The 24,250-nt window shown below is 48.9% G+C and carries 24 protein-coding genes and 1 pseudogene; 8 read left to right on the top strand and 17 right to left on the bottom strand.

What is annotated here, in order from left to right; genetic code table 11:
- Window positions 1–34 precede the first annotated feature (34 nt).
- The 3 genes from HMPREF1548_RS21270 to HMPREF1548_RS21280 all read right to left on the bottom strand — a co-directional run bounded on the left by HMPREF1548_RS21270 (window position 35) and on the right by HMPREF1548_RS21280 (window position 2,800).
- The gene (locus tag HMPREF1548_RS21270) at window positions 35–874 is read right to left on the bottom strand and encodes a sugar phosphate isomerase/epimerase family protein (protein WP_035323295.1); all 840 of its coding nucleotides are present in this window, start codon (window positions 872–874) and stop codon (window positions 35–37) included.
- 99 nt (window positions 875–973) lie between these two features.
- Complete coding sequence (locus tag HMPREF1548_RS21275) at window positions 974–1,447, bottom strand: VOC family protein (protein WP_021638641.1); 474 nt, start codon at window positions 1,445–1,447, stop codon at window positions 974–976.
- A 222-nt stretch (window positions 1,448–1,669) separates the two neighbouring features.
- Window positions 1,670–2,800, bottom strand: coding sequence for a Gfo/Idh/MocA family protein (locus tag HMPREF1548_RS21280; RefSeq protein ID WP_021638643.1), 1,131 nt, complete (start codon window positions 2,798–2,800; stop codon window positions 1,670–1,672).
- Between the two features lie 154 nt (window positions 2,801–2,954).
- Between HMPREF1548_RS21280 and HMPREF1548_RS21285 the strand changes: the two genes are divergently transcribed.
- Window positions 2,955–3,782, top strand: coding sequence for a helix-turn-helix domain-containing protein (locus tag HMPREF1548_RS21285; protein WP_021638644.1), 828 nt, complete (start codon window positions 2,955–2,957; stop codon window positions 3,780–3,782).
- Here HMPREF1548_RS21285 and HMPREF1548_RS21290 read toward each other — a convergent pair.
- From HMPREF1548_RS21290 to HMPREF1548_RS21315, 6 genes are all read right to left on the bottom strand, one after another.
- Complete coding sequence (locus HMPREF1548_RS21290) at window positions 3,760–4,650, bottom strand: sensor histidine kinase (RefSeq protein ID WP_021638645.1); 891 nt, start codon at window positions 4,648–4,650, stop codon at window positions 3,760–3,762. The genes HMPREF1548_RS21285 and HMPREF1548_RS21290 overlap by 23 nt on opposite strands.
- Window positions 4,651–4,722: 72 nt before the next feature.
- Window positions 4,723–5,529 carry an ABC transporter permease gene (locus HMPREF1548_RS21295; protein ID WP_021638646.1) on the bottom strand — a complete coding sequence of 269 codons (807 nt, stop codon included), beginning with the start codon at window positions 5,527–5,529 and terminating at the stop codon, window positions 4,723–4,725.
- Entirely contained in the window at window positions 5,522–6,433 is a 912-nt protein-coding gene (locus tag HMPREF1548_RS21300) for an ATP-binding cassette domain-containing protein (protein ID WP_021638647.1), read from the bottom strand. The genes HMPREF1548_RS21295 and HMPREF1548_RS21300 overlap by 8 nt, the downstream gene beginning before the upstream one ends.
- A gap of 161 nt (window positions 6,434–6,594) precedes the next feature.
- Window positions 6,595–7,266 carry a response regulator transcription factor gene (locus HMPREF1548_RS21305; protein WP_035323300.1) on the bottom strand — a complete coding sequence of 224 codons (672 nt, stop codon included), beginning with the start codon at window positions 7,264–7,266 and terminating at the stop codon, window positions 6,595–6,597.
- Between the two features lie 233 nt (window positions 7,267–7,499).
- Entirely contained in the window at window positions 7,500–9,593 is a 2,094-nt protein-coding gene (locus HMPREF1548_RS21310; protein ID WP_021638649.1) for a DUF11 domain-containing protein, read from the bottom strand.
- A 1-nt stretch (window position 9,594) separates the two neighbouring features.
- On the bottom strand, window positions 9,595–9,906 hold the full coding sequence (locus tag HMPREF1548_RS21315) for an alpha-helical endospore appendage domain-containing protein (protein WP_025489548.1): 312 nt from the start codon (window positions 9,904–9,906) through the stop codon (window positions 9,595–9,597).
- A 181-nt stretch (window positions 9,907–10,087) separates the two neighbouring features.
- Here HMPREF1548_RS21315 and HMPREF1548_RS30120 point away from each other — a divergent pair, with 181 nt between their 5' ends.
- The 4 genes from HMPREF1548_RS30120 to HMPREF1548_RS21335 all read left to right on the top strand — a co-directional run bounded on the left by HMPREF1548_RS30120 (window position 10,088) and on the right by HMPREF1548_RS21335 (window position 14,696).
- Window positions 10,088–11,299 (top strand): alpha-helical endospore appendage domain-containing protein, encoded by a 1,212-nt coding sequence (locus tag HMPREF1548_RS30120; protein WP_021638652.1) that lies wholly within the window; start codon window positions 10,088–10,090, stop codon window positions 11,297–11,299.
- 34 nt (window positions 11,300–11,333) lie between these two features.
- On the top strand, window positions 11,334–12,158 hold the full coding sequence (locus tag HMPREF1548_RS21325; protein ID WP_035323336.1) for a MerR family transcriptional regulator: 825 nt from the start codon (window positions 11,334–11,336) through the stop codon (window positions 12,156–12,158).
- Between the two features lie 110 nt (window positions 12,159–12,268).
- Window positions 12,269–13,699 carry an MATE family efflux transporter gene (locus HMPREF1548_RS21330; RefSeq protein WP_083493035.1) on the top strand — a complete coding sequence of 477 codons (1,431 nt, stop codon included), beginning with the start codon at window positions 12,269–12,271 and terminating at the stop codon, window positions 13,697–13,699.
- Window positions 13,700–13,883: 184 nt separating this feature from the next.
- Window positions 13,884–14,696: a DUF6414 family protein gene (locus tag HMPREF1548_RS21335; protein ID WP_021638655.1), complete on the top strand. Its 813-nt coding sequence runs from the start codon at window positions 13,884–13,886 to the stop codon at window positions 14,694–14,696.
- 273 nt (window positions 14,697–14,969) lie between these two features.
- Here the strand turns inward: HMPREF1548_RS21335 and HMPREF1548_RS21340 are convergent, their stop codons facing one another.
- The 4 genes from HMPREF1548_RS21340 to HMPREF1548_RS21355 all read right to left on the bottom strand — a co-directional run bounded on the left by HMPREF1548_RS21340 (window position 14,970) and on the right by HMPREF1548_RS21355 (window position 17,045).
- A complete protein-coding gene (locus tag HMPREF1548_RS21340; protein WP_021638656.1) occupies window positions 14,970–15,170 on the bottom strand; it encodes a helix-turn-helix domain-containing protein in 201 nt (66 codons plus the stop codon).
- Entirely contained in the window at window positions 15,157–15,597 is a 441-nt protein-coding gene (locus HMPREF1548_RS21345) for an RNA polymerase sigma factor (protein ID WP_021638657.1), read from the bottom strand. The genes HMPREF1548_RS21340 and HMPREF1548_RS21345 overlap by 14 nt, the downstream gene beginning before the upstream one ends.
- Before the next feature lie 545 nt (window positions 15,598–16,142).
- Window positions 16,143–16,559: a GNAT family N-acetyltransferase gene (locus HMPREF1548_RS21350; protein ID WP_021638659.1), complete on the bottom strand. Its 417-nt coding sequence runs from the start codon at window positions 16,557–16,559 to the stop codon at window positions 16,143–16,145.
- Window positions 16,560–16,568: 9 nt separating this feature from the next.
- Complete coding sequence (locus HMPREF1548_RS21355; protein WP_021638660.1) at window positions 16,569–17,045, bottom strand: SAM-dependent methyltransferase; 477 nt, start codon at window positions 17,043–17,045, stop codon at window positions 16,569–16,571.
- A gap of 99 nt (window positions 17,046–17,144) precedes the next feature.
- On the opposite strand from HMPREF1548_RS21355, the gene vanR reads away from it, so the two are divergent.
- From vanR to HMPREF1548_RS21370, 3 genes and pseudogenes are all read left to right on the top strand, one after another.
- Window positions 17,145–17,846, top strand: a complete 702-nt coding sequence (vanR, locus tag HMPREF1548_RS21360) for a VanR-ABDEGLN family response regulator transcription factor (protein WP_021638661.1) — start codon at window positions 17,145–17,147, stop codon at window positions 17,844–17,846.
- Between the two features lie 409 nt (window positions 17,847–18,255).
- Window positions 18,256–18,972, top strand: a pseudogene (locus HMPREF1548_RS31060) (sensor histidine kinase); the annotation flags it as partial.
- Between the two features lie 203 nt (window positions 18,973–19,175).
- Complete coding sequence (locus tag HMPREF1548_RS21370) at window positions 19,176–20,213, top strand: D-alanyl-D-alanine carboxypeptidase family protein (RefSeq protein ID WP_035323308.1); 1,038 nt, start codon at window positions 19,176–19,178, stop codon at window positions 20,211–20,213.
- 73 nt (window positions 20,214–20,286) lie between these two features.
- Here the strand turns inward: HMPREF1548_RS21370 and HMPREF1548_RS21375 are convergent, their stop codons facing one another.
- From HMPREF1548_RS21375 to HMPREF1548_RS21390, 4 genes are read right to left on the bottom strand one after another with little or no spacing between them, the layout of a single operon-like run.
- Window positions 20,287–20,853 (bottom strand): hypothetical protein, encoded by a 567-nt coding sequence (locus HMPREF1548_RS21375; RefSeq protein WP_021638665.1) that lies wholly within the window; start codon window positions 20,851–20,853, stop codon window positions 20,287–20,289.
- 26 nt (window positions 20,854–20,879) lie between these two features.
- The gene (locus tag HMPREF1548_RS21380) at window positions 20,880–21,659 is read right to left on the bottom strand and encodes a creatininase family protein (RefSeq protein ID WP_021638666.1); all 780 of its coding nucleotides are present in this window, start codon (window positions 21,657–21,659) and stop codon (window positions 20,880–20,882) included.
- A 51-nt stretch (window positions 21,660–21,710) separates the two neighbouring features.
- On the bottom strand, window positions 21,711–22,535 hold the full coding sequence (locus tag HMPREF1548_RS21385; protein WP_021638667.1) for an energy-coupling factor transporter transmembrane component T family protein: 825 nt from the start codon (window positions 22,533–22,535) through the stop codon (window positions 21,711–21,713).
- Between the two features lie 50 nt (window positions 22,536–22,585).
- Entirely contained in the window at window positions 22,586–24,241 is a 1,656-nt protein-coding gene (locus HMPREF1548_RS21390; RefSeq protein WP_021638668.1) for an ABC transporter ATP-binding protein, read from the bottom strand.
- Window positions 24,242–24,250: the final 9 nt, after the last annotated feature.

The raw sequence follows: 24,250 nt of genomic DNA on the forward strand, positions 1-24,250 counted from the left end.
AGCAGTTCAATATGATAACGGTTCCGCAGAGCGCTTAATTGCACATACGGATTCCGGCTTTTTCCAATCTTGCCTTCAGATAGGCGATGCTTTCCAGATATTCATCGTCCGAATGGAGATGCTCAATGATCATGGGCATCTGCGGGTTTACTCTGTCCGCCAGCCGGGCATATTTTTCCAGATTCAGAATTCCTTCCCCGCAGGCTGTCTCCTTCAGCTGGAAGGTAAACTCCGCCTGAAGGCATACGTCCTTAATGTGGCAGCTTTTGATATGGCTCCCCAGCTTATCGAAGCATTTTTCCATAAAGTCTTCATTATTAAAATATTTTTCCGGACTGGTAATCCAGTTTGCCAGATCCATGTGCACTGCAAACCGTTCTCTGTCCACAGCCGCAATCAGGCGTTCATATTCCTCCGGATCCTTTGGCACCATCCAGGGCATAGGTTCAATCGTATAGTATGTATTCACCGGCGCAGCGGCATCGATGATCTCCTGGATGGATTTCACCGTCTTTTCCCAATGCTCTTCAGAGAAATTCTCCTTATAGGCGCCGTCCCATCTGCTCCCTGTGCTTCCGGCGATATTTACACAGCAGTTGGCGCCTATTTTGTCCGCCAGCTTCAGCTGTCCGATGCAGCGCTCCATGGCCGCCCTGCGCTCTGTTTCTGCCGGCGCCACCGGATTGCACCAGGCGCCCACCTCCGCAATGACAAGGCCGGCCTTTTTTGCCGCCCCTGCATAAGCCTCAATCAGTTCCTCCGGCGCCGTATAATCCACCGGGAACACTACTGCCCCACAGCCCAGCCCTTTCATTTTCTCCGCCCATTGTGACGGGGTATCATGCTTTAATGATGAAGATAATCCAATTCGCATATGATTTGCCCTCCTCTTTTTTGTTTTCCCTTTCCTTAACAATGGGAATACGGACATGCGTTGCCCGCTTTGTTCTTTTTGACGGCCGCTGTGGGTATTTTACTTGTGATCACTCTCCAGAAGCTCAATCAATACCTTAAGATCCTTCTCAGCCGACAGATAAGCATACCTGCCGTCTCCGCTGCCGTATTCCCCCTTCTGTTCCAGCGTCATTCCAAAATCCTGACAGTTTACCACCGCCTGCTGCATATTCATACCATTTACGTTAAAGGCCAGGTGATGTACGCCTTCGCCGTGCTTGTCCAGGAATTCTCTCCAGGTGGAAGGCTCTTCGTTGGGCTGGATCAATTCCAGCTGCAGTCCCGGCCCTACATCAAAGAATGCCAGAAGACTCTGTGCGCCGGGCGCAGGCTGTCCCTTGTATTCGGTCTGGGTCACCGCATAGTCCCCCGCCTCCACTGCCGGTGGTTCCTCTACGCCGAGAAACTGCGCCCATTTCTTTTTTGTTTCATAAATGTCTCTTACAATAAATCCTACCTGTGTCACTGTGCTGCTTCCTACGACTCCGCTCATGATTTTCTCCTTTACATTTTTCCCAAATTTGTTTTATGGTCGCATTGCTGCCATAGATAATCATCTTACTAATCAGCTACCTTCTATCCTAAAACCTGATAATCACACACAGTATACCCTTTTTCTCCTAAAGCAGCAATATGGTGCCGTAAAAAAATTACGGCACCATACGTCAAATTATTGTTATTTGCAACTGCTATTTTACCATATAAAACTCCGGCTTTAAAACTCCGGCACCACAACCTCCGCCCCATCCTTCATGGCAGAAATATGCGCGCAGATTCCCGCCGCGGTAATATTGCCTCCCAGCACCTCATCCACAGCAGGCTTCCTGTCTTCCAGAATGCTTTTGAGGAATTCATTCACCAGATGGGGATGCGACCCGTGATGGCCGCCCGCCGCGCCGCTGATAAGGGAATCCTGGGGATTGAGCGGATCATAATTGCCACCGACCGTATGCTTCTGGATTTCCCTGGGCAGCATCTCATAAAAGTTGGGCATCACCCGCGCCTCCACCGACGTGGTTCCGCCTCTCCTTCCGTCCTCCGCCCTCTGTGCGGTTGTAATCACCGGATCATCATCGTCTGCAAAGCCCCATTCAAAGCTCGCTTCACTGCCATAAATAAACATACCCTCCTGATAAACCCTGGCCGTTTCAAACAGCGTCCTCGTAGCCTCCCCCTTCAGCCCGTTTTCAAAGGAGAAGATTGCCGTTTCCACAGGATACGGGTTCTGGTACTGTCTGGTAAGCCATTCCTCCATGTTGCCGGAGCCGAAGCAATGCACCTTCTGTATCCTCGATCCTGCCATAACCCGCATGGGCGCGATGGCATGGGTCCCGTACCACATCGGGGGAAGCCCCATCCAGTAGGAAGGCCAGTTCGCCATATCCTGGTAATGGGAGCCGCGCAGGAACTGAATTTTACCGAATTCCCCGTTTTCCAGCATCTGCCTGGCATAGAAAAACTGCCTGGTATAAAGCGTGGTTTCCATCATCATATATTTTTTCCCGCTTCTTCTCACCGCGGCGGTAATCCGCTCCAGATCCTCCAGGGATGTCGCCATCGGCACGGTGCAGGCACAATGCTTTCCGGAATCCAGTACGGCCACCGTCTGTTCTGCATGCAGCGGAATCGGCGTTACCAGATGAACCGCATCCACTTCCTTATCCCGCAGTATTTCATCAAAGCTGTGATACTGCCTTTGAATGCCGTGCGTCCGGGCGAATTCCTCCATCCGCCCGGTATCCGTATCAAAAATCCCAATGTTCCCTACGGCGGGATGATCCTTATAAATCGGGACAAACGCCCCTCCAAAGCCCAGACCCACAAGCACTACATTTAATTTTTTCATCCTTCATTCTTCCTTTCCCATTCCTTACGGCGCAGACCTGTCTGTCCTGCCGCGGTTTTCTATAGTATAAAAAATCCTCCCGCCAACGTCCATTGACAAAGAGGAATAAAAATGTATATTATGGACTCATACTAAAAAAAGAAGGTGATTGCGGATGCCCTTTTACAGCTTCGGATCCCCCAGGAAAATCAGCGCGGCAAGCTATATTTACTATGCCCAGGGCTGTCTCCATCCGGACCGTGTCATGCAGGAGCACGATTTTGTATATATGCTAAATGGACAATGGGAAATCTTCCAGGGCAGGGAAGCCTTTTTCATGGAAAACGACGATGTGCTCATACTGCACGCCGGACAGCATCACTTCGGCGTCAGGGACTGCCTCCCCGGGACGCAGACCATATACTTCCATATCGGCGCCGGACATAAGGATACCTTCCAGTGCGGCAAGGAAACACCCTCCGAAGGCGCGCTTCTTCCCCCTCTGATTCACTGTGGCGGCCGGCCGCGGGTAAAACTGCTGTTTCAGGAGCTTGTCTCCATCTGGCATGAGCCTGCGCCCCGGCGGGACCGGAAACTGGACACGCTGTTTGAACTGCTGCTTCTGGAGCTGGAGGAATGCTGCGGACAGGAAGCGCATTTTCATGATGAAATACTGCTGCGGTCCGTTTCCCTGCTGGCCCAAAATCCACAGAAGTTCTTTACCGCGGGGGAGCTTTCGGATCTGCTTGGCATCTGCGCCAGGACGCTGAACCGGCGTTTTCAGCTCCAATATGGAAAAACCTTCTATCAATACCAGATGGAAGAAAAAATGCATATGGTCCAGCAGTTCCTCCTGGATTATCCTGAGGCAAAGCTGCAGACGGTGGCTGTCAATTTCGGCTTCTATGACGAATTCCACTTAAACAGGGCCTTCCGCAAATATACAGGAATGCCTCCCGGGCAGTACCGGAAGGCAAATATCACAAATTTCCCGGGGCTTTGAATTCCAGGATAATTGTCAGCTGCCCGGCTTCCACCGCCGCGGCAGCGCTTCCTCCCATTTTCTCCATCAGCCCTTTCACACTGGCCAGCCCCAGTCCGGCGCCGCCGGTATGCCTTGCCGCATCCGAACGGTAAAAACGGTCAAACAGCCGGTCCGCATCCAGTGTTTCCGGCTGTTTTACGGGATTGGTAAACATGATCCGGTTTCCCTGTCTTTTAATTTCCAGCCGCCCGCTTCCGTAACGCAGCGCATTCTGCAGCAGGTTGGAAAAAATCCGGCGCAGCGCTTCCTCCGATCCCCAGACGCCTCTTTCCTCTTCCACAAATTCCACTGCCGGCTCCACACCCGCGGCCGTAAGCCTGTAATAGAAGCCTGCCAGCACATCGCAGAGCACGGGGAACGGCGCTGTTTCCGAGCATTCGATGCTGTATTCTTCATTGGACAGCTTGGAAAATAAGAACAGTTCCTCCAGCAGTCCCTCCAAATCCTCCATCCTCCGGCGGATAATGGAGATGTATTCCTTCTGCCTGGCAGCATCCGGAGTGTTTTCCAGAAGCTGCAGGTAGCCCATCGCTCCTGTCAGCGGAGTGCAGATATCGTGAGAGACGCAGGATACGGTATATTTCAGTTCCCTGCTCATATTTTCCAGGCGTATCCGCGCCTGCTGCCCGTTTTCCAGCCGATGGTTCATTGCCCTGCAGCAGCGCAGGAAAGCGCGGCTGCGCACACTTGTGCCCAACCGCAGGTTACTGTTTTCATCCGTTTCCTCCAGCTGCTCCGCCCAGTCCTTCAGCTGCCTTTCACAACGCCATAGCCGGAGGAGCGACAGCAGCAAAGCCGCGCCCAGTCCCATGATTATCCAGTTCATGCGCCCTCCTTATAGGGAACAATTCTTTTCCTGTAATAGTTCCGGCAGTTGGACTATTACGATTTTTTCTTACTAAATATCCTTTTTATACAGCGGCCAGAGACTGGCTGCCGACCAGATTACCAGCCACACGCCTGCCACTACAGCGCCTTTCATAAAGGAATCCCCCTGTACAAGATATCCTGTCATATTCTGCACACAGCCATATAACGTCATATCATTAATGGAAAGCCCCCAGTTTCCAAGCATTGATTCCACCATAACTATCAGAATCCCGCCCGGCACGACGATTGCCGCCGCAATCCCGGCGCCCTCGCTTCTGAACATCACGCTGAGGAAGAGGCCCTGCGCCATATAAGCCGCCCCGATTAACAGATATCCCAGGAAAAAAGCCGCATAGACGCCCGGTTCATCCGGCGCAAAGTACATACCGCAAATCCTGCATATTACCCGGAAAACCAACATGGATCCGGCTATCCAGACAGCGCAGACCACCGACATGCAGATCATTTTGCCGGCGAAATAACTCCATCGTCCTCCATTATAGGAAAAAATGTTTTTGGCAAAGCCGCTGCTGAAATCAGAACAGAGAAACAGAACCGCAACAACATAAAGCGCAACAAAGAAAAATCCGCCGCTGTAAATAGTGGAACAGAGCGCCTCTGTTTCCGACATCTGCCTGATTTCATCGAAATCCGAATCATTCGTGGTGGTGAATTTCATTCCCGCGTCAATCGCCTGCTCACGAAGCTCCGGATCCGTTATTGTGTGAAGCATAATGATCATTATCAGGATTCCTGCAGTCAGGCAGAGGAAAGCGATATAGAACATTCTGGAACGAAACATACGGCGAAGATCCATTCTCAGCATATTAAGCATTCTCTCCGCCTCCCATCATTTCCAGGAAATATTCTTCTGTATCCCTCCGGTGACGGTACAGCTCCTGTATCACAATCCCCTCCTGCGTGAGCGCATTGCTCACCTCTCCGCCGTCACAGCTGCCGTAAATCTGCAGCCGCCCCTCCGGACGCACCTCATACTGGGTCAGGCCCAGCTTCTTTTCCAGGCACACCGCCGCTTCCTTCGGCCGGTTTACCCTTACATGCAGATAGTCCCTGCAGTTTTCTTCCAGCTGCTGCGCTGTGATCTCCTGCACCATCCTGCCATCCCGAATCACCCCGTAGCGGGTCGCCAGCTTTCCCAGCTCACCCAGGATATGCGAGCTGATCAGGATTGTGATGCCCCTCTCCTGGTTCAGTGTCTGAAGCAGCGCGCGTACCTTTACTATCCCCTCCGGATCCAGACCGTTTACCGGCTCGTCCAGAATCAGCAGATCGGGACTGCCCAGCAGGGCCATGGCGATTCCCAGTCTCTGCTTCATGCCCATGGAAAACTGTTTCGTTTTCTTTTTCCCGGTATCGGAAAGGCCTACCAGGGAAAGCAGCTCCCGCACCTTCTTTTTTCCATCCACCAACCCCAGGCAGACCGCCTTCTGCATCATATTATCTTCCGCGCCCAGTCCGGGGTAAATGCCGGGACTTTCAATCAGGATCCCTGTCCTTTTTCTGGACACGCTGTCCGTAACCGGCCTTCCAAATATGGCAATCTCTCCCGACGTGGGAGCCGCCAGCGAACACAGCATCTTCAGCGCCGTTGATTTTCCGGCTCCATTTTTTCCTATAAATCCGTAAATGTCACCCTCATGGACCGTCATCGACAATTCATCCACCGCTCTTTTTTTCCCATAAACTTTAGAAAGCGCCCTTGTCTGTACCACTTCCATTGCCGCTGCCTCCTTCTTTGATATCCCGTAACCTTCGGGCGCCTTCTCAGCTGATGTGAAAATTTATCTATAACTGCCAGTCTGCCGTCAATTACGATACCTCTACTATCGCAGAAACAGGTAGAGAAATCGCAAAGAAAAGATAAAGAAAGTATTAAATGTTATTCTGTCAGCTTAAATCCGATTCCCCACACAGTGGAAATATAGTCCCCGGCGCCTGCCGAGCGCAGCTTTGCCCGGATGTTGCTCACATGCACATTGATCGTCTTATCCTCAATAAAAGCATCCTGCTGCCACACAGCCTCATAAATCTCCTGCCTGGTAAAAACCTTTTTCGGATGCCGCATCAGAAGCTCCACAATTCCCAGCTCATGGGCTGTCAGCTCCACCGCTTTTCCTCCGGCCGTCAGTATCCTGGCCTGCGGATCAATCGTCCAGTCTTTGAAGGTAAGCTCCTTTTCCCCGCCCGCATTCCCACGGTGTCGCAGCTGCACCAGGATACGCACCCAAAGCTCCTCCAGTTCAAAGGGCTTGGTCAGATAATCATCTGCGCCGCCGCCCAGAAGCTCCACCTTGTCGTCCAGGGAATTTTTAGCAGTTAGCACGATAACCGGGATCCGGCTGGCTGCCCGTATCTGCCTGAGCAGCTCCCCGCCCGGCAGGCCGGGAAGCATCAGGTCCAAAAGCAGCAGGTCAAACTCCTTCATCTGCCACAGAAGCCTTCCTTCCGTTCCTGAAAACGCCTGCTCCGCTAGGCAGCCCTTTTCCCGCAGGAATTCCGCTGTCATATTATTGATATCCGTATCATCCTCTATAATTAAAATCCTTTTCATCCTGTTCTCCTGCCCCTCCGTCTGCGGCCCATAAGTCAAAACCCAACCGTTTCCGCCGGCTTTACGTCTCATCTTATCACAAAAGCGCAGACGATACAAACCGCAGCCCCAAAGACAGCCTTCGTAGACGCAAAAAACCCGGTGCGCAGTCCGCGTCAATGCACGGTGCACACCAGGTTTTCTGTGCAAATGTCATATTAATATCGTTTTAAGGAAGGAACCGGTTCTGCCTGTTATATCTCCTCAGTCAGTGCACAGTCCTCCATCTGTGTGGAAACATTCTGCAGCTTGGCTTGCAGAATGCTTTCATATCTGGTAATGGTTCCCACCAGGTTTGCCACCGACCTGTTAAGCCGGAACAGCTCCTCCGTCGTTACCCCTTCTATCCCAATAAACGCCTGCATCTTTTCTCCTTCCGCATTTAAAATCCGGGCCAGCGCCGCTTCCTGCAAAGCCACGGAGCCTACCAAATCCACAAGCGCCTGGCATCTGGGAGTCAGGATTCCTGAAACAACGGTTGATACATTGTTTTCAGGCCGGGGATCCGGTGTGGAAGAGACCACACGCGCCGTATTGACGATTCTTCCCGCAGCTTCCGCCATGACGGTCCCGCGGATGAGAATGGTCCGGGAGCTTCCCGCGGCCAATACGCCCAGGTTCAGGCTTCCGGTCCAGGGATTGAATACAGTCCCGCCGTCCGAAGAAAATTCCACACCCGTAAGGCTTCCGGGAACCGGATCCGTCAGCACCACATTTTCAGCCTCGGAAGGGCCCGCATTGGATACCGTAACCGTATAGGTCAGCGCTTCTCCCGGCCTGGCAGAACCAGAGGCCGTTTTAACTACGGAAACATCCGCCAGCATACCTTCTACCAGCACCGGGACTTCATTGGACGTCACTTCAAATTCTCCGGGAATTCCCCCTTCCACCGGTGTATAAGAGTAAGAAATACCGGCGTTGTTCACCGTCGGGTTCTGTGCCGGGATCGATTCTGCCAATACGGAAAATCTGACCGTAGCCATCCCGCCTCCCGGAATATCCGGCAGCGTGAAGCCCGTATTGGGATTGGCTGTCTGTACCTGATTTCCATTGACAAGGACGCTGCCCGGGACAAACACCAGCCCTGCCGGAACCGCATCCCTGAAAAATACGTCTGTCAGTGGATTGGAACAGGTGTTTGTAAGAGTCACCGTATAATCGATAACCTCACCTACGCTTGCGGTTGATGTACTGGCAGTTTTTACTGGAATAAATTCCCTCACAAGTATCTCGTTGAAGGAAACGTCATCAATCGCATAATCATTTCCTATAACCTCCGGCCCTTCACTGAGGAATTCAACGGTCAGGCTCGTGTTATTCCTTGAATTAAGCGCCGTGCCTATCTGCTTCCATTCCGGCGCATTCGTATTGACCGGAATCAAGGCTCCCAGGGTGGCGCTGTATAACACATCTCCCTCCGGATTCAGGATGCGTACCCCAAGCTCCGGATTCGGGTATCCTGTCACTTTAAAAAGATTCAGGATCCATGCGGTAAAAAGATAATTTGTATTCGCCTGCACCGTCACAGTGTCCCGGAAGAAAACTGCGCCGGGATCCGAACCGTTTACCACCATCATTCTTCCTGTTTCATTGCCCGCCGTATGATCCGCAATTCTCCACCAGGCGCCTATTGCCTCGCTTAACGCGTTATTCATGATATTCTGCACCGTATACTCTCCGCCAATCGGCGTATAGTTTTCCGGATCAGGCAGAACATATGTGAAATCCGGGGTGACGCCTGGATATGGCTCTGTGGGCGCACCCGTATTTGCCGGCGTGCCCGGCGGGAAAGTGCCAAAGGTACCGCCGTCGGCGGCGTCAATCAGATTTTCCCCGGAAATAACGGCGCATTCGTCCAAAATTGCTTCAATGGGCGTATAGATCACCGGACCGTTGAAAAAATTCTGATTTCCGATATCCGCGCCGGCAACCGTTACAAACAGCGTATCCGGAGTAAGGGAATCCAGGTTCGTGCTCCCTGCAGGCGGATTCGTTACGGCGCCAATCGGCGGATTTGTTCCCACAGGTATGCTGCCCGCCTGTGCATCCGCAAAATTCCCCGGTGAGGCCACTCCGCCCGGCGTGCCGTAGGCTTCCACAATTCTGTAGTTACCGTTTGGTACATTAATAAAAGAATAGTTTCCATTGGCATCCGTAAGCACCGTAAGCCGTACTCCCGTCACGGTATTCTGCAGAACAACAGGTATGCCGGCAATGCCTGAATCCCCGGTGGATACAGTCAGGCTTCTGTCTCTGTCAAATATAACTCTTCCTGATATGGTAGCCATACTATAACCCACCTCCCTCTTCCTCTGTCAGGATATCTTCCGGAAGGCTGCACAGCTGACCGGCCAGTTCCACCTTGGCCTGTAATATCATTTCCAGTCTGGCGGCCGCATTTACCATCTGGTCCACCGAGCGGTTCATGGACAACAGCTGTCCGGCGGTGACATCCTCCATGGAAATAATCGCCTGCATTTTCTCACCTTCCGCATTTAAAATATGCGACAATGCGTTTTCCTGCATTGCAACTGATTCAATTAAATTGGTTACCGCCTGTTCACAGGTACTGTTCCCCGGCGTTATAATGGGCATCCCCATATTCGTTTCCTCCGTTTTTATCATTATTGAGAATTCATCAGTATCCGGTTGTTTCTTCTTCTCTGCTATAGTTTATGTAAAAAAAAGTGCGTTGTTACCTGGCCCCAAAGGCGGTGTGGTCTTCCTCCCATGGAATGCATATGATAAAATACAATGCTGAATCTTAACCAGGAGAAACTTAATGAATACTACGCTGATACCGGATGTCACACTCACTTTTTCACCGGAATGCTGTAAAGAATACACAGGAATGGCCTTCGATGGAAATTATTTTTTCCTGACTGTGCCCTCAGAACTTAAAATCTGTAAATTCAGCCTGGATTTTATACTCTGCTGCCTCATTGATACCTGCAGGCCCTATACTTCCATCAGCTATGATAATAAGGAGAATTGTTTCTGGGCATGGAACGAAGACTCCGCAAAGACACTATTTAAACTTGACCGGGAAATGAAAGAAATAAGCAGGGTCGGGCTCTGTCCGCAGGACGGCAGCTGTCCACGCATAACTGCCGTCTCCTATCACCGTCAGACCAATACCTTCCTCGCCGCTTTCACCAATACGGTTGCCGAATTTAAAAAGAACGGCCAGTTTATCCGTACGCTTCAAGAGGCTGACAACATCCAGTTCTCATCGGTCCTGTCGGTTTTATCCTGCTATGCCACAGTCTGTGCCAGCGGCGGAAACCAGGTTATCCAGTTTTTCACATTCCAGGGCCGGCTGGTAACATCCGCCAGCCTTCCCGCCGCCTGCCGGGTAATAGATATTGCCTTCCATACCTGCCCGGAGCCTGACAGAAAAGCAATTATCCTGTCTATCCTGGCCGCCAAGCCTGACCATACCATATGCGTGCCAAGATGCAAAATTGAGGTCTGCGATATCACTCCCTGCAAATGCCCCCCAAAGAGTGAACATAAATGCAGCCATAAATGTGAGTGCAAACATGAATGCAAGCCTAAATGTGATTGCCGTTGTAAGAGCCCCTGCTGCAATCACAGCTGCCGATGCAAAGGCAGCTGTAAATGTAAGGACGGCTGCACCCCTGTCTGTAATTGCGGCGGAAAATGTAACTGCAGACACTGCTGCGAATGCCAAAACTGCTGCTCCTCCCTCTGCAGTTTGCTGGAATCCATTGCGCTCAACGAGGCCGCCCTGTCCCATATTCTCAACGCCGAAGGTGAAAAGCTTCAGAAGGCGGTCCAAATCGCTGACAGCATACACGATTTACTCGAAATTGACTGTTCCGTCATTCAAACGCTTACCAGAGTCACATTCCTTGAACAAACCCTCTATGCCAAGCTGGAAGCTGTGAAGGAGCTTCGGGACGGAAATTGCAGTGAAAAAGACGGCGAAAAGGAATCCGATGATTGTATGCCGGAACTTTCTGCGTTATGATAATGAAAAGAAAGAAAGGCAAAGGAGTTTCTCTGTGAAAGAAGGATATTATCTCATCGGCGAGGTCAGCAAAATCACCGGCATTCCCAAGGATACGCTGCATTTTTACAGCAAAACGGGACTTCTTGTCCCCGACTATGTGGATGAACAGAATCAGTACCGTTACTACTCCCGTTTTAATCTGTGGCAGCTTGATATCATCACCACCTGCAGAAAATTAAGCATTCCCCTGGAAAAGGTAAAACAGATCCTGGAGCTTCATGATAACGCCAAAATAACCCAGCTGCTTCTGGACTACCGCAGCGAAGCCCTGCGGTTGAGCAGATACTACCAGCAGGTCGCCAGGGACATTTCCTGGTATAAGCAGGAAAACATCCGGATTTCGGCCGGAACCCTTTCGGACCGTGTTGAGAAAAAATGGCTGGAGGAAGAAAAATTCATAACCGGCGCAAGAAAAAAGGATCCCGATTATCATGCCAACCTTCAGAAGGCAGCAAAGGACGAACTCCGGTATGCAGAAACCATTCAGCGCAAATACGGATATTTCCTTGATTTGGAGCAGATGAAGAACGGAATTTTTTTCAAAGACAGAGAATATCTGAAAATTGCGGACTGCAGCTACACCCATGTCAAACCTGAAAGCCTGTACACCTTACCCGCCGGGGAATACGCGGTCTGCTTCGTACATATCAGGGACGGCGCCGCGGATTTCGGCCCGCTGCTTCGCTGGATTGAAGAAAACGGCTGGGAAACAGACGCGGTCTATGCGGAAGAGCTGGGGCTCCAGCTGTTTGATTACATTGATGATTTCTACTGTGAAGTCAAAGCACACCTGACACGAAAGCCAGATCTGCCATAAAAAAGGCAGCAGGCCTGTTTCCTGAAATAATGAAAAAATATTCCAAAAAAGTTCTTGACCGTGTAGTAACTCCATCCTTTATCCTTTGCAAAGAGAAAGGATGTGTCGTTATGAAACAGACTCCCATATGGAAATTATTATTAAAATTATGCCCTCCCGTCATGCTGGCCCTGCTGATCCAGTCCGTCTACAATATTGTGGACAGCTACTTTGTGGCCCAATACTCCTTTGACGGGCTGACGGCCCTGTCCCTTATTTTTCCCCTGCAGCTGCTGATGACCGCCATTGCCACCGGTACCGGCACCGGAATCAATATCCTGGTATCCCGGATGGACGGCAGAGGGGAAAAGGAAGCGCAGAATGACACGATAAGAAGCGGCTTCTGTCTCGGTATCTTCAATTTTCTTCTTTTTGCCGCCGCAGGCATACTGTTTCTGGAAAGCTACTGCCGCTTCTCCTCCGGCCAGCCCTCTGTCCGGCTTTATGCAACGCAGTATGCCCGGATTATCTTCCTCTTTTCCCTGGGGATGTTCCTGGAGGCAAACTGTACCAAGGTTTTGCAGGCAAAAGGAAATATGCTTCTTCCCATGTGCGCTCAAATCATCGGCGCTCTCATCAATGTTGTGCTGGATCCCCTCCTCATTTTCGGAAAGCTGGGGCTGCCCGCCATGGGCATCCAGGGTGCGGCGGCCGCTACGGTAATCGGTCAATGGGCCGCCATGCTGATCGTTCTTTTTCCTGTGCTGCGCATGTGCTCTGGGGAAAAAAGCGCCGGTATTCCCGGAGAACATACAGCTGCCCCAGACGTTGCTGCCCATCGGGCAAAAGGGGGCCTGCGCCCGGATCCTTACGTGTGTCTTGCCATTTACCGGGAAGGAATGCCATCCATCATCATGCAGTCCTTATACACCCTGTATATAATCGGCCTGAATCTGATACTGAAACAATTTACGGAGGACGCCGTCACGGTTCTTGGCATCTATTATAAGCTGCAGACCTTTTTCTTCATCCCGCTGTTGGGACTGCAGCAGGTAATTCTGCCAATAATCAGCTTCAATTTCGGAGCGAAAAACTATAACCGGGCCAGGCAGACGCTCCGTTGTTCCATCCTGTTTTCCCTTACGGTCATGATCTTAGGCTGTGCTGTTTTTATGGCTGTGCCAGGGCAGCTGCTGTCTATCTTCTCCACGAAAAAAGAGATTCTGGATATCGGGAGCACCGCCCTGCGCATTATTTCCGTCAGCTTTCTTCCCGCGGCCTTTGTCATTATGTTCACCGTATACTTTCAGGGAATCAACCGGGGAATTTCCAGCATCAGCATTACGCTGCTGCGCCAGGTGGCCCTTCTGGTGCCCCTGGCCTGGCTTTTCCATTACAAAGGGCTTGCCTTCGTCTGGCTCACCTTCCCTGTGACGGAATTTATCGCGCTGTTCTTCTCCTTATGGCTCTACCGGAGAAAAGCACTCGCTCCGGCCGCGCAAAAAAACGCCGCCCCAAAGGTAGCCACGCATAAAACAGTATCGACCAACAAACTGAAATAGGGTAGCTGCCATACAGGGTGCAGGGCAAACGGGCGTATCGTCAAATAAGATGATACACCCGTTTTGTTTGTGGCAAGCCGGATAGTTCCTTTGACATATACAAAAAATAAAACTTTTTGTATAGTTACGTCGATTTATCTATGCTATAATTAAAAAAGGCTAAGAAAGGACGGTAAATATCGGTATGAAATTGCGTAACTTCCACTATATTAACAAGAAGCTGCTTGATGATTATATTGCAGCGATTGATGGGTATGTATACGAAGAAGAAACCCAAAAGCTTAATGAAACAAATCAAAAGACTGCCGGTGCGAAAGCAGGTGCTTTTGGCGTAAGTGGGGATGGAAAATACGAAAAACAGTCATCAGAAGAATTTGAAAGAAAAGTACATATCAGCGATGCAGCAAAATTTGATAAATTATTCAACTATTTGTCGGCAGATGAATATACCCCATTGAAGTATTATGAAGCACTAAATGATGAAGAATTTACTAATTTGAATAGAGATGATTTTATTGAGGTGTTAGTAACTCCACGATTTTCAAAAATGAAAGAGTTATCTGATACTGTGAAGAAAATCAGTTCACTTGCAGAAATGTTTGAAACAATTACTCAGCAGAGTATACTTGACGCAAAATCTGAAGAAGCAATAAATGGATTTTCTGCGTTAGGTAAATTGAAATCTGAAAATGGAGTTTCGTGTGTTTTTTCCTTTGAGGATAATATGTTTCCTCTTGTTGGACGTTTAGATGAAAACTATTTTAAATGTGAACTATCTCAATTTGTCGGTCAATTCTATATGCTTTGTAAGGTACAGAAAAAAATAGCTAAAGGACAAAGTATAAAGTTGGACGAAATTTTTGAGGATATAAAAAAATTGCCTCTAAATCGGGAACAACGTAGGAACATGCCTAAGAACTTGGATAATCCCGATATAATTCGCGATGTTGTTAAAGGACCAGCACTCCAAGTAATTCCCGTTGCAATTTACCAATAACTATTTGTTACGCAGTAGAACGCCATTTTGAGGGGTACAAGTATAAAACCATTACCCATGCCCTTATCGTGTCCGCAAAGCCGCATAAATCAAGGGGAAATTAACCTCTACTGCGTAACAGAAAATCCCATAATTTAGAGAGGGCGCAAGCAGTCTATCCGTTTGCGCCCTCTTGATTACCCCTTAGCAAGGACATGGAAAACCGTCAAGGGCGGCGTAGCCGTTCATCTTGACCCTTGACGGTTTTTCATGGCTTTGCTACTTACGCGGCGGCTAATGCTCCATTCGGAACGTCAAAACCGCCATGAGCAGCTTTGCATTTAATCGTTCTTTCATATCGGCGTTCCCTTCGCTTAGTCTGCCTCTGTAGGCTTTGTGCCGTTCCTGCACTGCAAGGAGCGCGACGGTATCGCCTGTAATTGCTCTTTCAATCACTTCATAGGGAACAAGGTTGTATTTGCTATTCCTCATCATTCATCTTCTCCATTTCTATCCGCAACTGTTTCAAGGCTGTATTTTTCTGATAGTTGACCGTTGTGCGCGGCTTTCCCAATAACGCCGCAATCTGCTTATTTCTTAATTGCAAATAATAGCGCATAAGGATAATTTCCCACCGCCATTCCGACAGGCGCAACAAGGCTCTTGCTAACTTTTCACTATCAACGGTCACGATTTGCCCGTTAGCTGTAAAATCTGTCGGCTTATCCTGTAATACAAAATATTCATCTGTGCTGTGCGGCGCAAAAGGCGTGTTCTCTTGCAAGTATTCAAAGGATATTTCATGCTGTATTTTTTGTTTCCTTTCCCTGTAATAATTACAGACTTCATTGTGCAAAACGGCTTTGCAAAATGCGTGAAAGCGGCGTTCAATGCGCTCTCTGTATTCTCTGGATAACATCATTTTCACCCCCTTTCCGTTTGGAATGAGGGCTATAACAAAAACTGCCTGTGCAGCGTAAAACTGAACAGGCGGTTATGCTGCATGATGTAATAAGGCATATATGATGATATATCTGTTCCTCTTGATAGTCGCAATACTCCGTAGGTAGGAACGGGCTTTTTTTGATAAGTAGCTATTTTGTGGCGCAAAGCAAATATAAAAGAACATGGCGATACCTCCTAAGATACCGCCGTATTCTAAAAAAGGCCAACTTAACACACATACCATATTCCTATTTTCATAAAGAAAACGGCGGTTTTGATTGTTATTTCAAAACCGCCGCTTGGGGCTACTCTATTTTGTTTGGGCACACACTTATCCAGCCGCCGAAACAACGTCTTTTTTATTTACCGTTGGGCAGTAGCTTTTTATCAGTTATGGCAATAAAATCTGTTTTTGTCATACCATATAAATAGTAATCGCAATAGGTATTTACCATTTTTCCGTCCCGAATATGTCCCTCTCGCTTAAACCCTGTTTTTCCAGCGTTTTATATGGCGCGATATTTAGAACATTAACATCAGACCATAGCCGTTGTAATTCCGTTTTTTCAAAACAGAAATCACTACTTCTGTTAGGGCTTCTGCCATAAGACCATTTCCTTGATAGATTGGAGAAAGCCGGAAAGCCACTTTTGCCATACGGTCATTTTCAATGAGATATACCCACATCTCACCAATTACTTTCTTGTCCTTTTTATGAACAATTCCCCAATGGAAACTCTTTGTAGGTTGTTCCTTTTTTTGAAATAGCAATTCGGGGGTTAAGTCACTTTTTCCGGGACGCTTTCCCCAATATTGATATAATAACTTGTCGTCCAACCATTCTTTCAAATCGGCAACATCATAATATTGCAAAGGACGTAATAAAAGCCTATCTGTTTCAAGTATCGGATTATTGAAAACATAATCTTGTAGTTTCATAAATCTCCTTTAGAAATTGAATACCTGTTCCCAATTAAAGCAGCCAGACGCTTCTGTACTTCTCGGCCATTCGCTGCACCAAACGGGAACACCGGGTGCTTCTACTCTGTCAAAACTCGGTGTATAAGGCTTAATATCCAGTATGGGGGTATTATCATTCGCGTCAATAAAAGTAACCCGGATAATGCCCTTACTAAAATCAATGCTGATAATTTCTGATGTTGTCAAAGCAATAGGATTCGGACGGGTGGGCGATCTTGTGGCGAAAACACCCATTACCGCCGGTGCATTTTTATAGGGCTGTTCGGTTTGTAATATGTTTCTATCGGACTGATTATCACAATCACTAAACCACCACATTACATTGATATGACTAAATCCTCCCAATGCTTGCAGTCCGTGAATATATTCCGGCTCTAATTCGATAAATGCTCCACTGTCATCATTCTTTACCTTTCCAATAGGCTTTAATTGATAATAATTCATATCGTACCTCCTGTGTTCTTCTATGATTTCAGTATAAAATAATCATTTTCAACACCGTTTTTTCTGATAATATTAAGACTGAGACGGGAGGGCATTTACATGAGTGAAAAAATATTGATAGTGGACGATGAACAGGAGATCGCGGATCTTGTGGCCCTGTATCTTAGCAGTGAAAATTATGAGGTCCGCAAATTCTATTCGGCAGCGCAGGCGCTGGAATACATCCGCTCGGAGGCGCTGGATCTGGCAATCCTGGATGTAATGATGCCGGAAATGAACGGCTTTCAGCTGTGCCGTGAAATCAGGGAACAGTATACCTATCCGGTGATAATGCTCACGGCTAAAGGGGAAGAAATTGATAAAATAAACGGCCTGACCCTCGGGGCCGATGATTATATTACCAAGCCCTTCCGCCCGCTGGAGCTCATTGCCCGGGTAAAAGCGCAGCTGCGGCGTTATAAACTCTACAATACCGGAGCCGGGCCGGAGGAACCCCAGGATCTGATCACACATTCCGGACTTGTTTTAAATGCCAAAACCCATGAATGTACGCTGAATGAAAAACCGCATTCCCTGACGCCCACGGAATTTTCCATTCTCTGCATCCTGTGCCGCCAGAAAGGAAATGTGGTGAGCGCGGAGGATTTATTCCGCCAAATCTGGAAGGACGAATATTACAGCAAATGCAACAATACCATCACTGTCCATATCCGCCATCTGCGGGAAAAGATGGGGGATTCTTTTGAAGATCCCAAATATATCAAAACAGTCTGGGGGTGCGGATATAAAATTGAATCGTAAATTTTCTGCCGGCCTGAAATTCGTCTATGCCGTCATCGCCGGCCTTTTGTTCTGTTATCTTTTATATTTTCTGGTGGACAGGGTATACAACGGCAGCTTTCTTGACTGGTTCAGTCGGAATTATATGTTCACAAGAAGCACCTATTTAAACGAAGCGGGTCAGGAAGGCATCGTCCGGGAGCCAGACTGGTATTCGCTTAAAATCCTTTTGCTGCGGGTGTTTTGCGCCCTGGTAATCCTCTGGATCGGTTCTGTTTTTCTCATTTCCCGGCTCTACGCCGCCAAAAAGATCAGCGCCACCCTGCAGGAAACAGGCGCTATGATCCGCAGCTATATGGCGCAGGAAAAGTATGTAAACGATATCTTCCCCCCGGAATATGCAGGCATTTCAACGCAGCTTGTACAGACAAAAACCACCATGCTGCGCCATGAACAGCTCATGAAGGAGGAGGCAGCCAGAAAAAATGATCTGATCACCTATCTTGCCCATGATCTGAACCCCCCCCTCACCTCTGTCATAGGCTACCTGAGCCTTCTGGACGAAGCCCCCGATATGCCTGAAAAACAAAAAGCCCGCTATATCCATATTGCTCTGGACAAAGCCAACCGTCTGGAAAAACTTATCAATGAATTTTTTGAAATCACCCGTTATTATCTGCAGCAGATCATCCTTGAGAAGGAAACCTTTGATCTTTATTACCTGCTCGTCCAGCTCACCGATGAATTCTATCCGGTGCTTACCGCCCATGGCAATACCATCCGCCTGCTGGCGGACGAAAACAGCAGGCTGTACGGCGACCCGGGGAAGCTGGCCAGAGTCTTTAACAATATTCTAAAAAATGCGGTATATTACAGCTATCCCGATACGCCCATCGAAATCATGACGGAATATCTGCCAGACCAGGTCGCCATATTGTTCCGAAATCGGGGGAAAACCATCCCGCCGCAAAAGCTTCAATCCATTTTTGAAAAATTCTTCCGTCTGGATGACGCCCGTGCCACCAACACCGGCGGCGCAGGCCCGGGACTTTCCATCGCGCGGGAAATCATCACACTGCATGGCGGGACGGTTACGGCAGACAGTGCGCAGGAGCTGACCACCTTCCGGGTCACCCTGCCCCGCTGATAAGAAAATCTTAATATTTTCTCAGGAAAGCTTAGGAAAAAAGCAATGGAAAGTTAAAGCACGAAAGGCATCTGCTCATTACAATAAACATAGTAACCGTTCCGTCCCATCGAGGTTACAAATAATGCGCAGATGCCTGTAAGCGTCCAGTTATCAGAATCCTTACACTTTTCTGTAATCCATGAAGAAAGGCAGCCATACTTATGAGAGAGGTCAATTACAACCACAGGGATACATCCCGCAGACGCAGGAGGCGGAGAAAAAAATCGCACAGGGTGAGCCTGGCACATAAGGTCACAGCACTTGTCAGCCTTATTTTTATCCTTCTTTTTGCCGCGGCGGTTAAATTCTGCCTGCTTCCGGCCCTTACCGGCTCCGGCATGGAAAGCTACAACGCTCCTCCCTCCTCCCTTATTTCCACAGAAGAGACGAAGGCTGCTTCTCCGGCCGTAACTATGGACACGCTGTACAGCCCCTGTGCCATCCTGAAGGAACTGGATTCCGGAGACATACTTGCATCCCGCAATGCATCGGAACGCATTTACCCCGCATCCCTGACAAAAATAATGACAGCACTGCTGGCCATTGAAAACACACCGGATCTGGATCAGCCGATAGGGCTTCCCGAGGAGCTTTTTTCTGAATTATATTTCAGACACGCCTCCGTAGCGGGCTTCCAGCCCGGCGAGTCCGTAAAGGGCAGGGATCTGCTTTACGGCATACTTCTTCCCTCCGGCGCAGAATGCTGCCTGGCCTTTGCCAACGCCATATCCGGCTCTGAGGAAGCCTTCACAATCCTGATGAACCGCAAGGCAGAAGAACTTGGCATGAAAAATACACGCTTTGCCAATTCCACCGGGCTGCATGAAGAGGGGCTGTACTCCACTGCTGAGGATCTTTCCATTCTTCTTACATACGCCCTGGGCAATGAGGAATTCCGTAAGGTATTCACCACAAGCCGCTATACCACCTCCCCAAGCGACATCCACCCGGACGGCATCACCTTTGTCAGCTCCATGTTCCAGTCCCTGGACAGCGCATCCATCCCCGGCGGTGAAATCCTGGGCGGAAAAACCGGCTACACCAGCGAAGCCGGCCTGTGCCTGGCCAGCCTCGCCCTTATCAACGGCAGGGAATATATCCTTGTCACCGCAGGCGCTGCCGGAGATCACCAGACTGACCCCTACCATATTCTGGACGCCCAGAATATTTATGGACAGCTCGGCAGGCAGGCTGAGTAAGCAAAGAAACCGCCTCTGACAACAATGTCAGAGACGGCCATGTTTTACGCGTATTTTTCCTTAACCCGGATTTTTAGATATAAGGTACAATATTTCTTATATTTTTCATTCTCTTTGCCAGCAGCAGGACAACGAAAGGTGTCAGCGCGATCGGCACTACGTCTGCGATACCAATCCAGATGATGCAGTAGGTGTATTCCAGACCGGTAAAATAAGAAAGGGAAATACTTGTGGTCAGAATCATCAGCACGCCGAACAGGATGCTCCAGAACAGGCTGACGCCGATGAATTTTCCCTTATTCTCAATAAGCTTCAGCAGATCCTTCTTTCCATTGTGCGTATGGATGAGGGCCGGAAGCGCTGCGGAAAGGCCAACTGTGATGCCGTCCGCCAGAGGGGAATGCAGCGGAATAAAGTTTCCGGAAAGCAGTGCCCATACAATGGTTCCGATATATCCTGCAAAGAAGCCGGTTACGGGTCCGAACAGATAGCCGATGACCACGATGATGAATGCGAATGTTCTGAAATGAACAGCGCCCGGAATCAGCGGGATCGGGCACAGGTAAGCCCACAGCACACCTGTAAGAACACCAAATACTACAAAGAAAATGATGTTGACAAATGAAAATTTTTTAGTCACTTCTTTCTCCTCCTCATAGGTAAAAATTAGTAGTTTATGTCTGCAATTTCATTTAATATATCAAGAAGCTTTTTGCACGCGTAATCAAAAAGCTTATGACCTTTTTCCGCAGTGGCATAGGTAGGTGCGCCAATTACGCCGCTGTTGGTAACATCCTTTGTCTTCCAGCCCGCATTGATGGGACCGAAAACAGTTACATACTTCTCTCCCTTAAAGCAGTCCGCAGGCTCCTCGTCCACAGCCAGTTCCATATGTACGGTTTCCGGCCTTGCCGCCAGCATCAGGGAAGTTTCCAGTTCACAGGCATGGAAAACACCGTACTTTCCGGACTGCTGAAGCCCCTGCAGGCCCTCGTTCCAGAATGGCGTGAACCACCAGTCAAATACGAATACATCCAGCCCCAGATCAATACGCAAATCACGGCTGATCATATTCAGCATATCCGTATTGCCGCCATGGCTGTTGAAAAGCACCAGCTTCTTAAAACCGCTTGCGCAAATTGCTGTGGCAATATCATGGAGCAGGGAATAATAGGTCTGGGTCCCGAAAGTAATCGTTCCTGCAAAGCCCATGTGTTCATTGCTCTTTCCCACATTCAGCTGCGGTGCAAAAATCAGGTTTCCTGCCTCAAATTCGCATTCATTTACCATCTTGTCCACCAGCGTGGAAAGAATAATGGCATCCGTGCCTACCGGCAGATGCGCTCCGTGCTGCTCTGTCGCGGAAGTGGGCAGAAGGACAATGGACTTATCCTTGTCCAGGGCTGCGATTTCATCTCTTGTCATGTTCTCCCATTTTTTAATCATACGTCCTCCATTCTGCTGCCTGGGGCAGCATGCTTTATTAACCTCCTGTTTTTAAACAGGAATATAAAACTGCATCCGAAGTACAATCGTAATCGCTATAGCCACCGCATTGGCCGCTACAAATAATGCGTCATATTTGGTCGCCTTAATCCCCTTATAGGTAGATCTGCGGACGGCGAAATTCAGCTGATAATAATGCATTGCCAGGGAAATCGCCTGTCCCTTGCTGATAACACGGAATAAAAGGGGCAGGGAAAATGTCACATAATTCTTCACCTTGGTCACCCAGCCGCAGTCCTCAATCTCAAGCCCTCTGGAGCTCTGTGCTTCCATAATGGCATTCAGTTCGGTAATGATCATGGGAATGATCTGGAAAATCAAACCGATGCCGAAGGCCAGCGCATAAGATATTCTCCATTTCTGAAGTCCCAGAATGATTTCACTGAAGTTGGTGGTCAGAAGCACCGTATAAAAGGATGAAATCATAAGGAAAATACGCAGGGAATACACTGCGCCCTTATACAAATCATACCAGTCAAAACAGAAATGAATACTCTGCCCGTTCACAAAAGGAATCATTGTTTCAAAAAATATGGGACCGCCCTGAACCGCCGGAGTCTCAAACAGCCCCAGAATCAGCCACAAAAGAAAAATAAAGGCGAGCAGCACCTTCAGCTTCCCCGCCAGCACCAGAATATACTTCTGAATCCTGCAGGTACACCACATCGCTATGAAAAAAGCAAACAGGAAAAGCAGCGCCACTCCCGACTTGATTACGCTGGTCAAAACCGCCATGACCAGAAAGAATACAAATTTTGTTCTGGGATCCAGCCTGTGCAGCAGGGAGTCCGCATCTACATACTGTAAATAATCCATTCCAACACTCCTTACGCCCGCAAAACGGGCATCTATTTCTTTTCAAAGTCCTATTTTAAGCGGCTTCTTTCCACAACCCCGGCTGCGAAATCCTCTACATTATAGCAGATTTCATCCAGCCCCAGTTCCTTGGAAAGCTGTACCACCGGCGGCAGCTGGATATTGATATTTTCAAAAATATCATCTCTGCGGGCCAGCGCGTCCTTGGATCCTTCAAAAATTTTCTCCCCCTGATTCAAAATGATGGCCTCATCCACCGTTTTAAACACAAGCGGTATCTCGTGGCTGATCATGATTACAGTCTTTCCTTCCCCGGAAAGTCTTTTGATCATATCCGCAAGCTCTTTTATCAGGAAACCATCCATACCCAGGGTAGGCTCATCAAGAACAATGACATCCGCGCTTGAAAAAAGGACGGAAAGTATAGTCAGCATGTGCTTTTTCCCCATGGAAAGATTCAGCGGGAAGGTCTCCCGTTCCTCCTCCAGGTGATATGCTTTCAGCACCTCCGTAATCTGCTCTTCGGAAAAATCCACCTGCTGCATACGCGCGCAGAAGGTAAGCTCTCTTTCCACCGTTTCCTCAAAAAGCATATGCTCCGGATGCTGGAATACCAGAATTATATTTTTGGAAATTTTAGCCACGGTCTTATGAATGATGGATTCTCCCCTGTAGCGCACATCTCCTTCCGTAGGCTTGTACAGGCCGTTCAGATGCTTTACAAAGGTGGTTTTGCCCGAACCGTTCTGTCCCAGGATGGCAACCACCTTTCCTTTGGCTACATTTGCATTCACATCGATCAGTGCATGGAAGCCGTCGCTGAAGGTCTTGCCCAGATTGTGCACTGTGATAATTGGCTCCTTTTCCTCCTCGCTGACTTCCGTATTGGTAAACTCTTTGCTGCAGATCAGTTTTTCAATCTGCTTCCTTCCCTCTTCCACCGTGTAGAACAGGTCCAGGCCGGGAAAATGGCGGGATAATTCCCGGTATATTTCCACTTCCTGAGGGATGATGACTCCCAGACGCTCCTGCAGTTCGAAATCCCTGAAAAAATCATCCCTGCTGCCGTCAAATACCACTTCTCCGTCCAGCAGGCCGATCACATGATCCACAATTCCCGCGGACCAAACCAGGTTATTGTCTACGAGAACCGTTGTATTTCCATTAATGCTCAGCTGGCCCAGAATACTCTGCACCATCTTTTTGCCGTTGGGATCAAGGGAGCTTACCGGTTCATCCATAATCAGGATATCCGGCTCCATCGCCAGTACGGAGGCAATGCATACCGCCTGCCGCTGGCCGCCTGAGAGATTTGCCACGCTTCGGTTTCTCAGATACTGGAGATTCAGAAGATCCAGGACATATTCCATACGTTCCATAATTTCTTCCTGAGGCAGTCCCAGGTTCTCCATACCGAATGCAATGGCATCCTCCACGCCGTAACCGAAAAGCTGGTTCTCCGGAGACTGGCTGACCACGCTGACAAAGGTCCCTTCCGGCACATCAAAGGTTCCCTGCAGCTCGCCGTTGCCGATCAGCTTGGGAATGACCTTGCTGAAAATCTGGACCAGCGTGGACTTTCCGCAGCCGCTGGGTCCCACAATTGCGGTAACCTTTCCTTTTTCTATCGTAAAGCTTACCTTCTTAAGAACCTCTTTCCCATCGGGCGTATATTTATAACTGATATCATTTACTACGTAATCCACTTATTTTCT

Origin of the sequence: Clostridium sp. KLE 1755, assembly GCF_000466465.2 — a bacterium.
Taxonomy (GTDB): Bacteria; Bacillota; Clostridia; order Lachnospirales; family Lachnospiraceae; genus Eisenbergiella; species Eisenbergiella porci.

Bases quoted from the DNA above. Each gene is read 5' to 3' on its own strand.
- HMPREF1548_RS21270 (WP_035323295.1), bottom strand. From the start codon at position 874: ATGCGAATTGGATTATCTTCATCATTAAAGCATGATACCCCGTCACAA.
- HMPREF1548_RS21275 (WP_021638641.1), bottom strand. From the start codon at position 1,447: ATGAGCGGAGTCGTAGGAAGCAGCACAGTGACACAGGTAGGATTTATT.
- HMPREF1548_RS21280 (WP_021638643.1), bottom strand. From the start codon at position 2,800: ATGAAAAAATTAAATGTAGTGCTTGTGGGTCTGGGCTTTGGAGGGGCG.
- HMPREF1548_RS21285 (WP_021638644.1), top strand. From the start codon at position 2,955: ATGCCCTTTTACAGCTTCGGATCCCCCAGGAAAATCAGCGCGGCAAGC.
- HMPREF1548_RS21290 (WP_021638645.1), bottom strand. From the start codon at position 4,650: ATGAACTGGATAATCATGGGACTGGGCGCGGCTTTGCTGCTGTCGCTC.
- HMPREF1548_RS21295 (WP_021638646.1), bottom strand. From the start codon at position 5,529: ATGCTTAATATGCTGAGAATGGATCTTCGCCGTATGTTTCGTTCCAGA.
- HMPREF1548_RS21300 (WP_021638647.1), bottom strand. From the start codon at position 6,433: ATGGAAGTGGTACAGACAAGGGCGCTTTCTAAAGTTTATGGGAAAAAA.
- HMPREF1548_RS21305 (WP_035323300.1), bottom strand. From the start codon at position 7,266: ATGAAAAGGATTTTAATTATAGAGGATGATACGGATATCAATAATATG.
- HMPREF1548_RS21310 (WP_021638649.1), bottom strand. From the start codon at position 9,593: ATGGCTACCATATCAGGAAGAGTTATATTTGACAGAGACAGAAGCCTG.
- HMPREF1548_RS21315 (WP_025489548.1), bottom strand. From the start codon at position 9,906: ATGGGGATGCCCATTATAACGCCGGGGAACAGTACCTGTGAACAGGCG.
- HMPREF1548_RS30120 (WP_021638652.1), top strand. From the start codon at position 10,088: ATGAATACTACGCTGATACCGGATGTCACACTCACTTTTTCACCGGAA.
- HMPREF1548_RS21330 (WP_083493035.1), top strand. From the start codon at position 12,269: ATGAAACAGACTCCCATATGGAAATTATTATTAAAATTATGCCCTCCC.
- HMPREF1548_RS21335 (WP_021638655.1), top strand. From the start codon at position 13,884: ATGAAATTGCGTAACTTCCACTATATTAACAAGAAGCTGCTTGATGAT.
- HMPREF1548_RS21340 (WP_021638656.1), bottom strand. From the start codon at position 15,170: ATGATGAGGAATAGCAAATACAACCTTGTTCCCTATGAAGTGATTGAA.
- HMPREF1548_RS21345 (WP_021638657.1), bottom strand. From the start codon at position 15,597: ATGATGTTATCCAGAGAATACAGAGAGCGCATTGAACGCCGCTTTCAC.
- HMPREF1548_RS21350 (WP_021638659.1), bottom strand. From the start codon at position 16,559: ATGAAACTACAAGATTATGTTTTCAATAATCCGATACTTGAAACAGAT.
- HMPREF1548_RS21355 (WP_021638660.1), bottom strand. From the start codon at position 17,045: ATGAATTATTATCAATTAAAGCCTATTGGAAAGGTAAAGAATGATGAC.
- vanR (WP_021638661.1), top strand. From the start codon at position 17,145: ATGAGTGAAAAAATATTGATAGTGGACGATGAACAGGAGATCGCGGAT.
- HMPREF1548_RS21370 (WP_035323308.1), top strand. From the start codon at position 19,176: ATGAGAGAGGTCAATTACAACCACAGGGATACATCCCGCAGACGCAGG.
- HMPREF1548_RS21380 (WP_021638666.1), bottom strand. From the start codon at position 21,659: ATGATTAAAAAATGGGAGAACATGACAAGAGATGAAATCGCAGCCCTG.
- HMPREF1548_RS21385 (WP_021638667.1), bottom strand. From the start codon at position 22,535: ATGGATTATTTACAGTATGTAGATGCGGACTCCCTGCTGCACAGGCTG.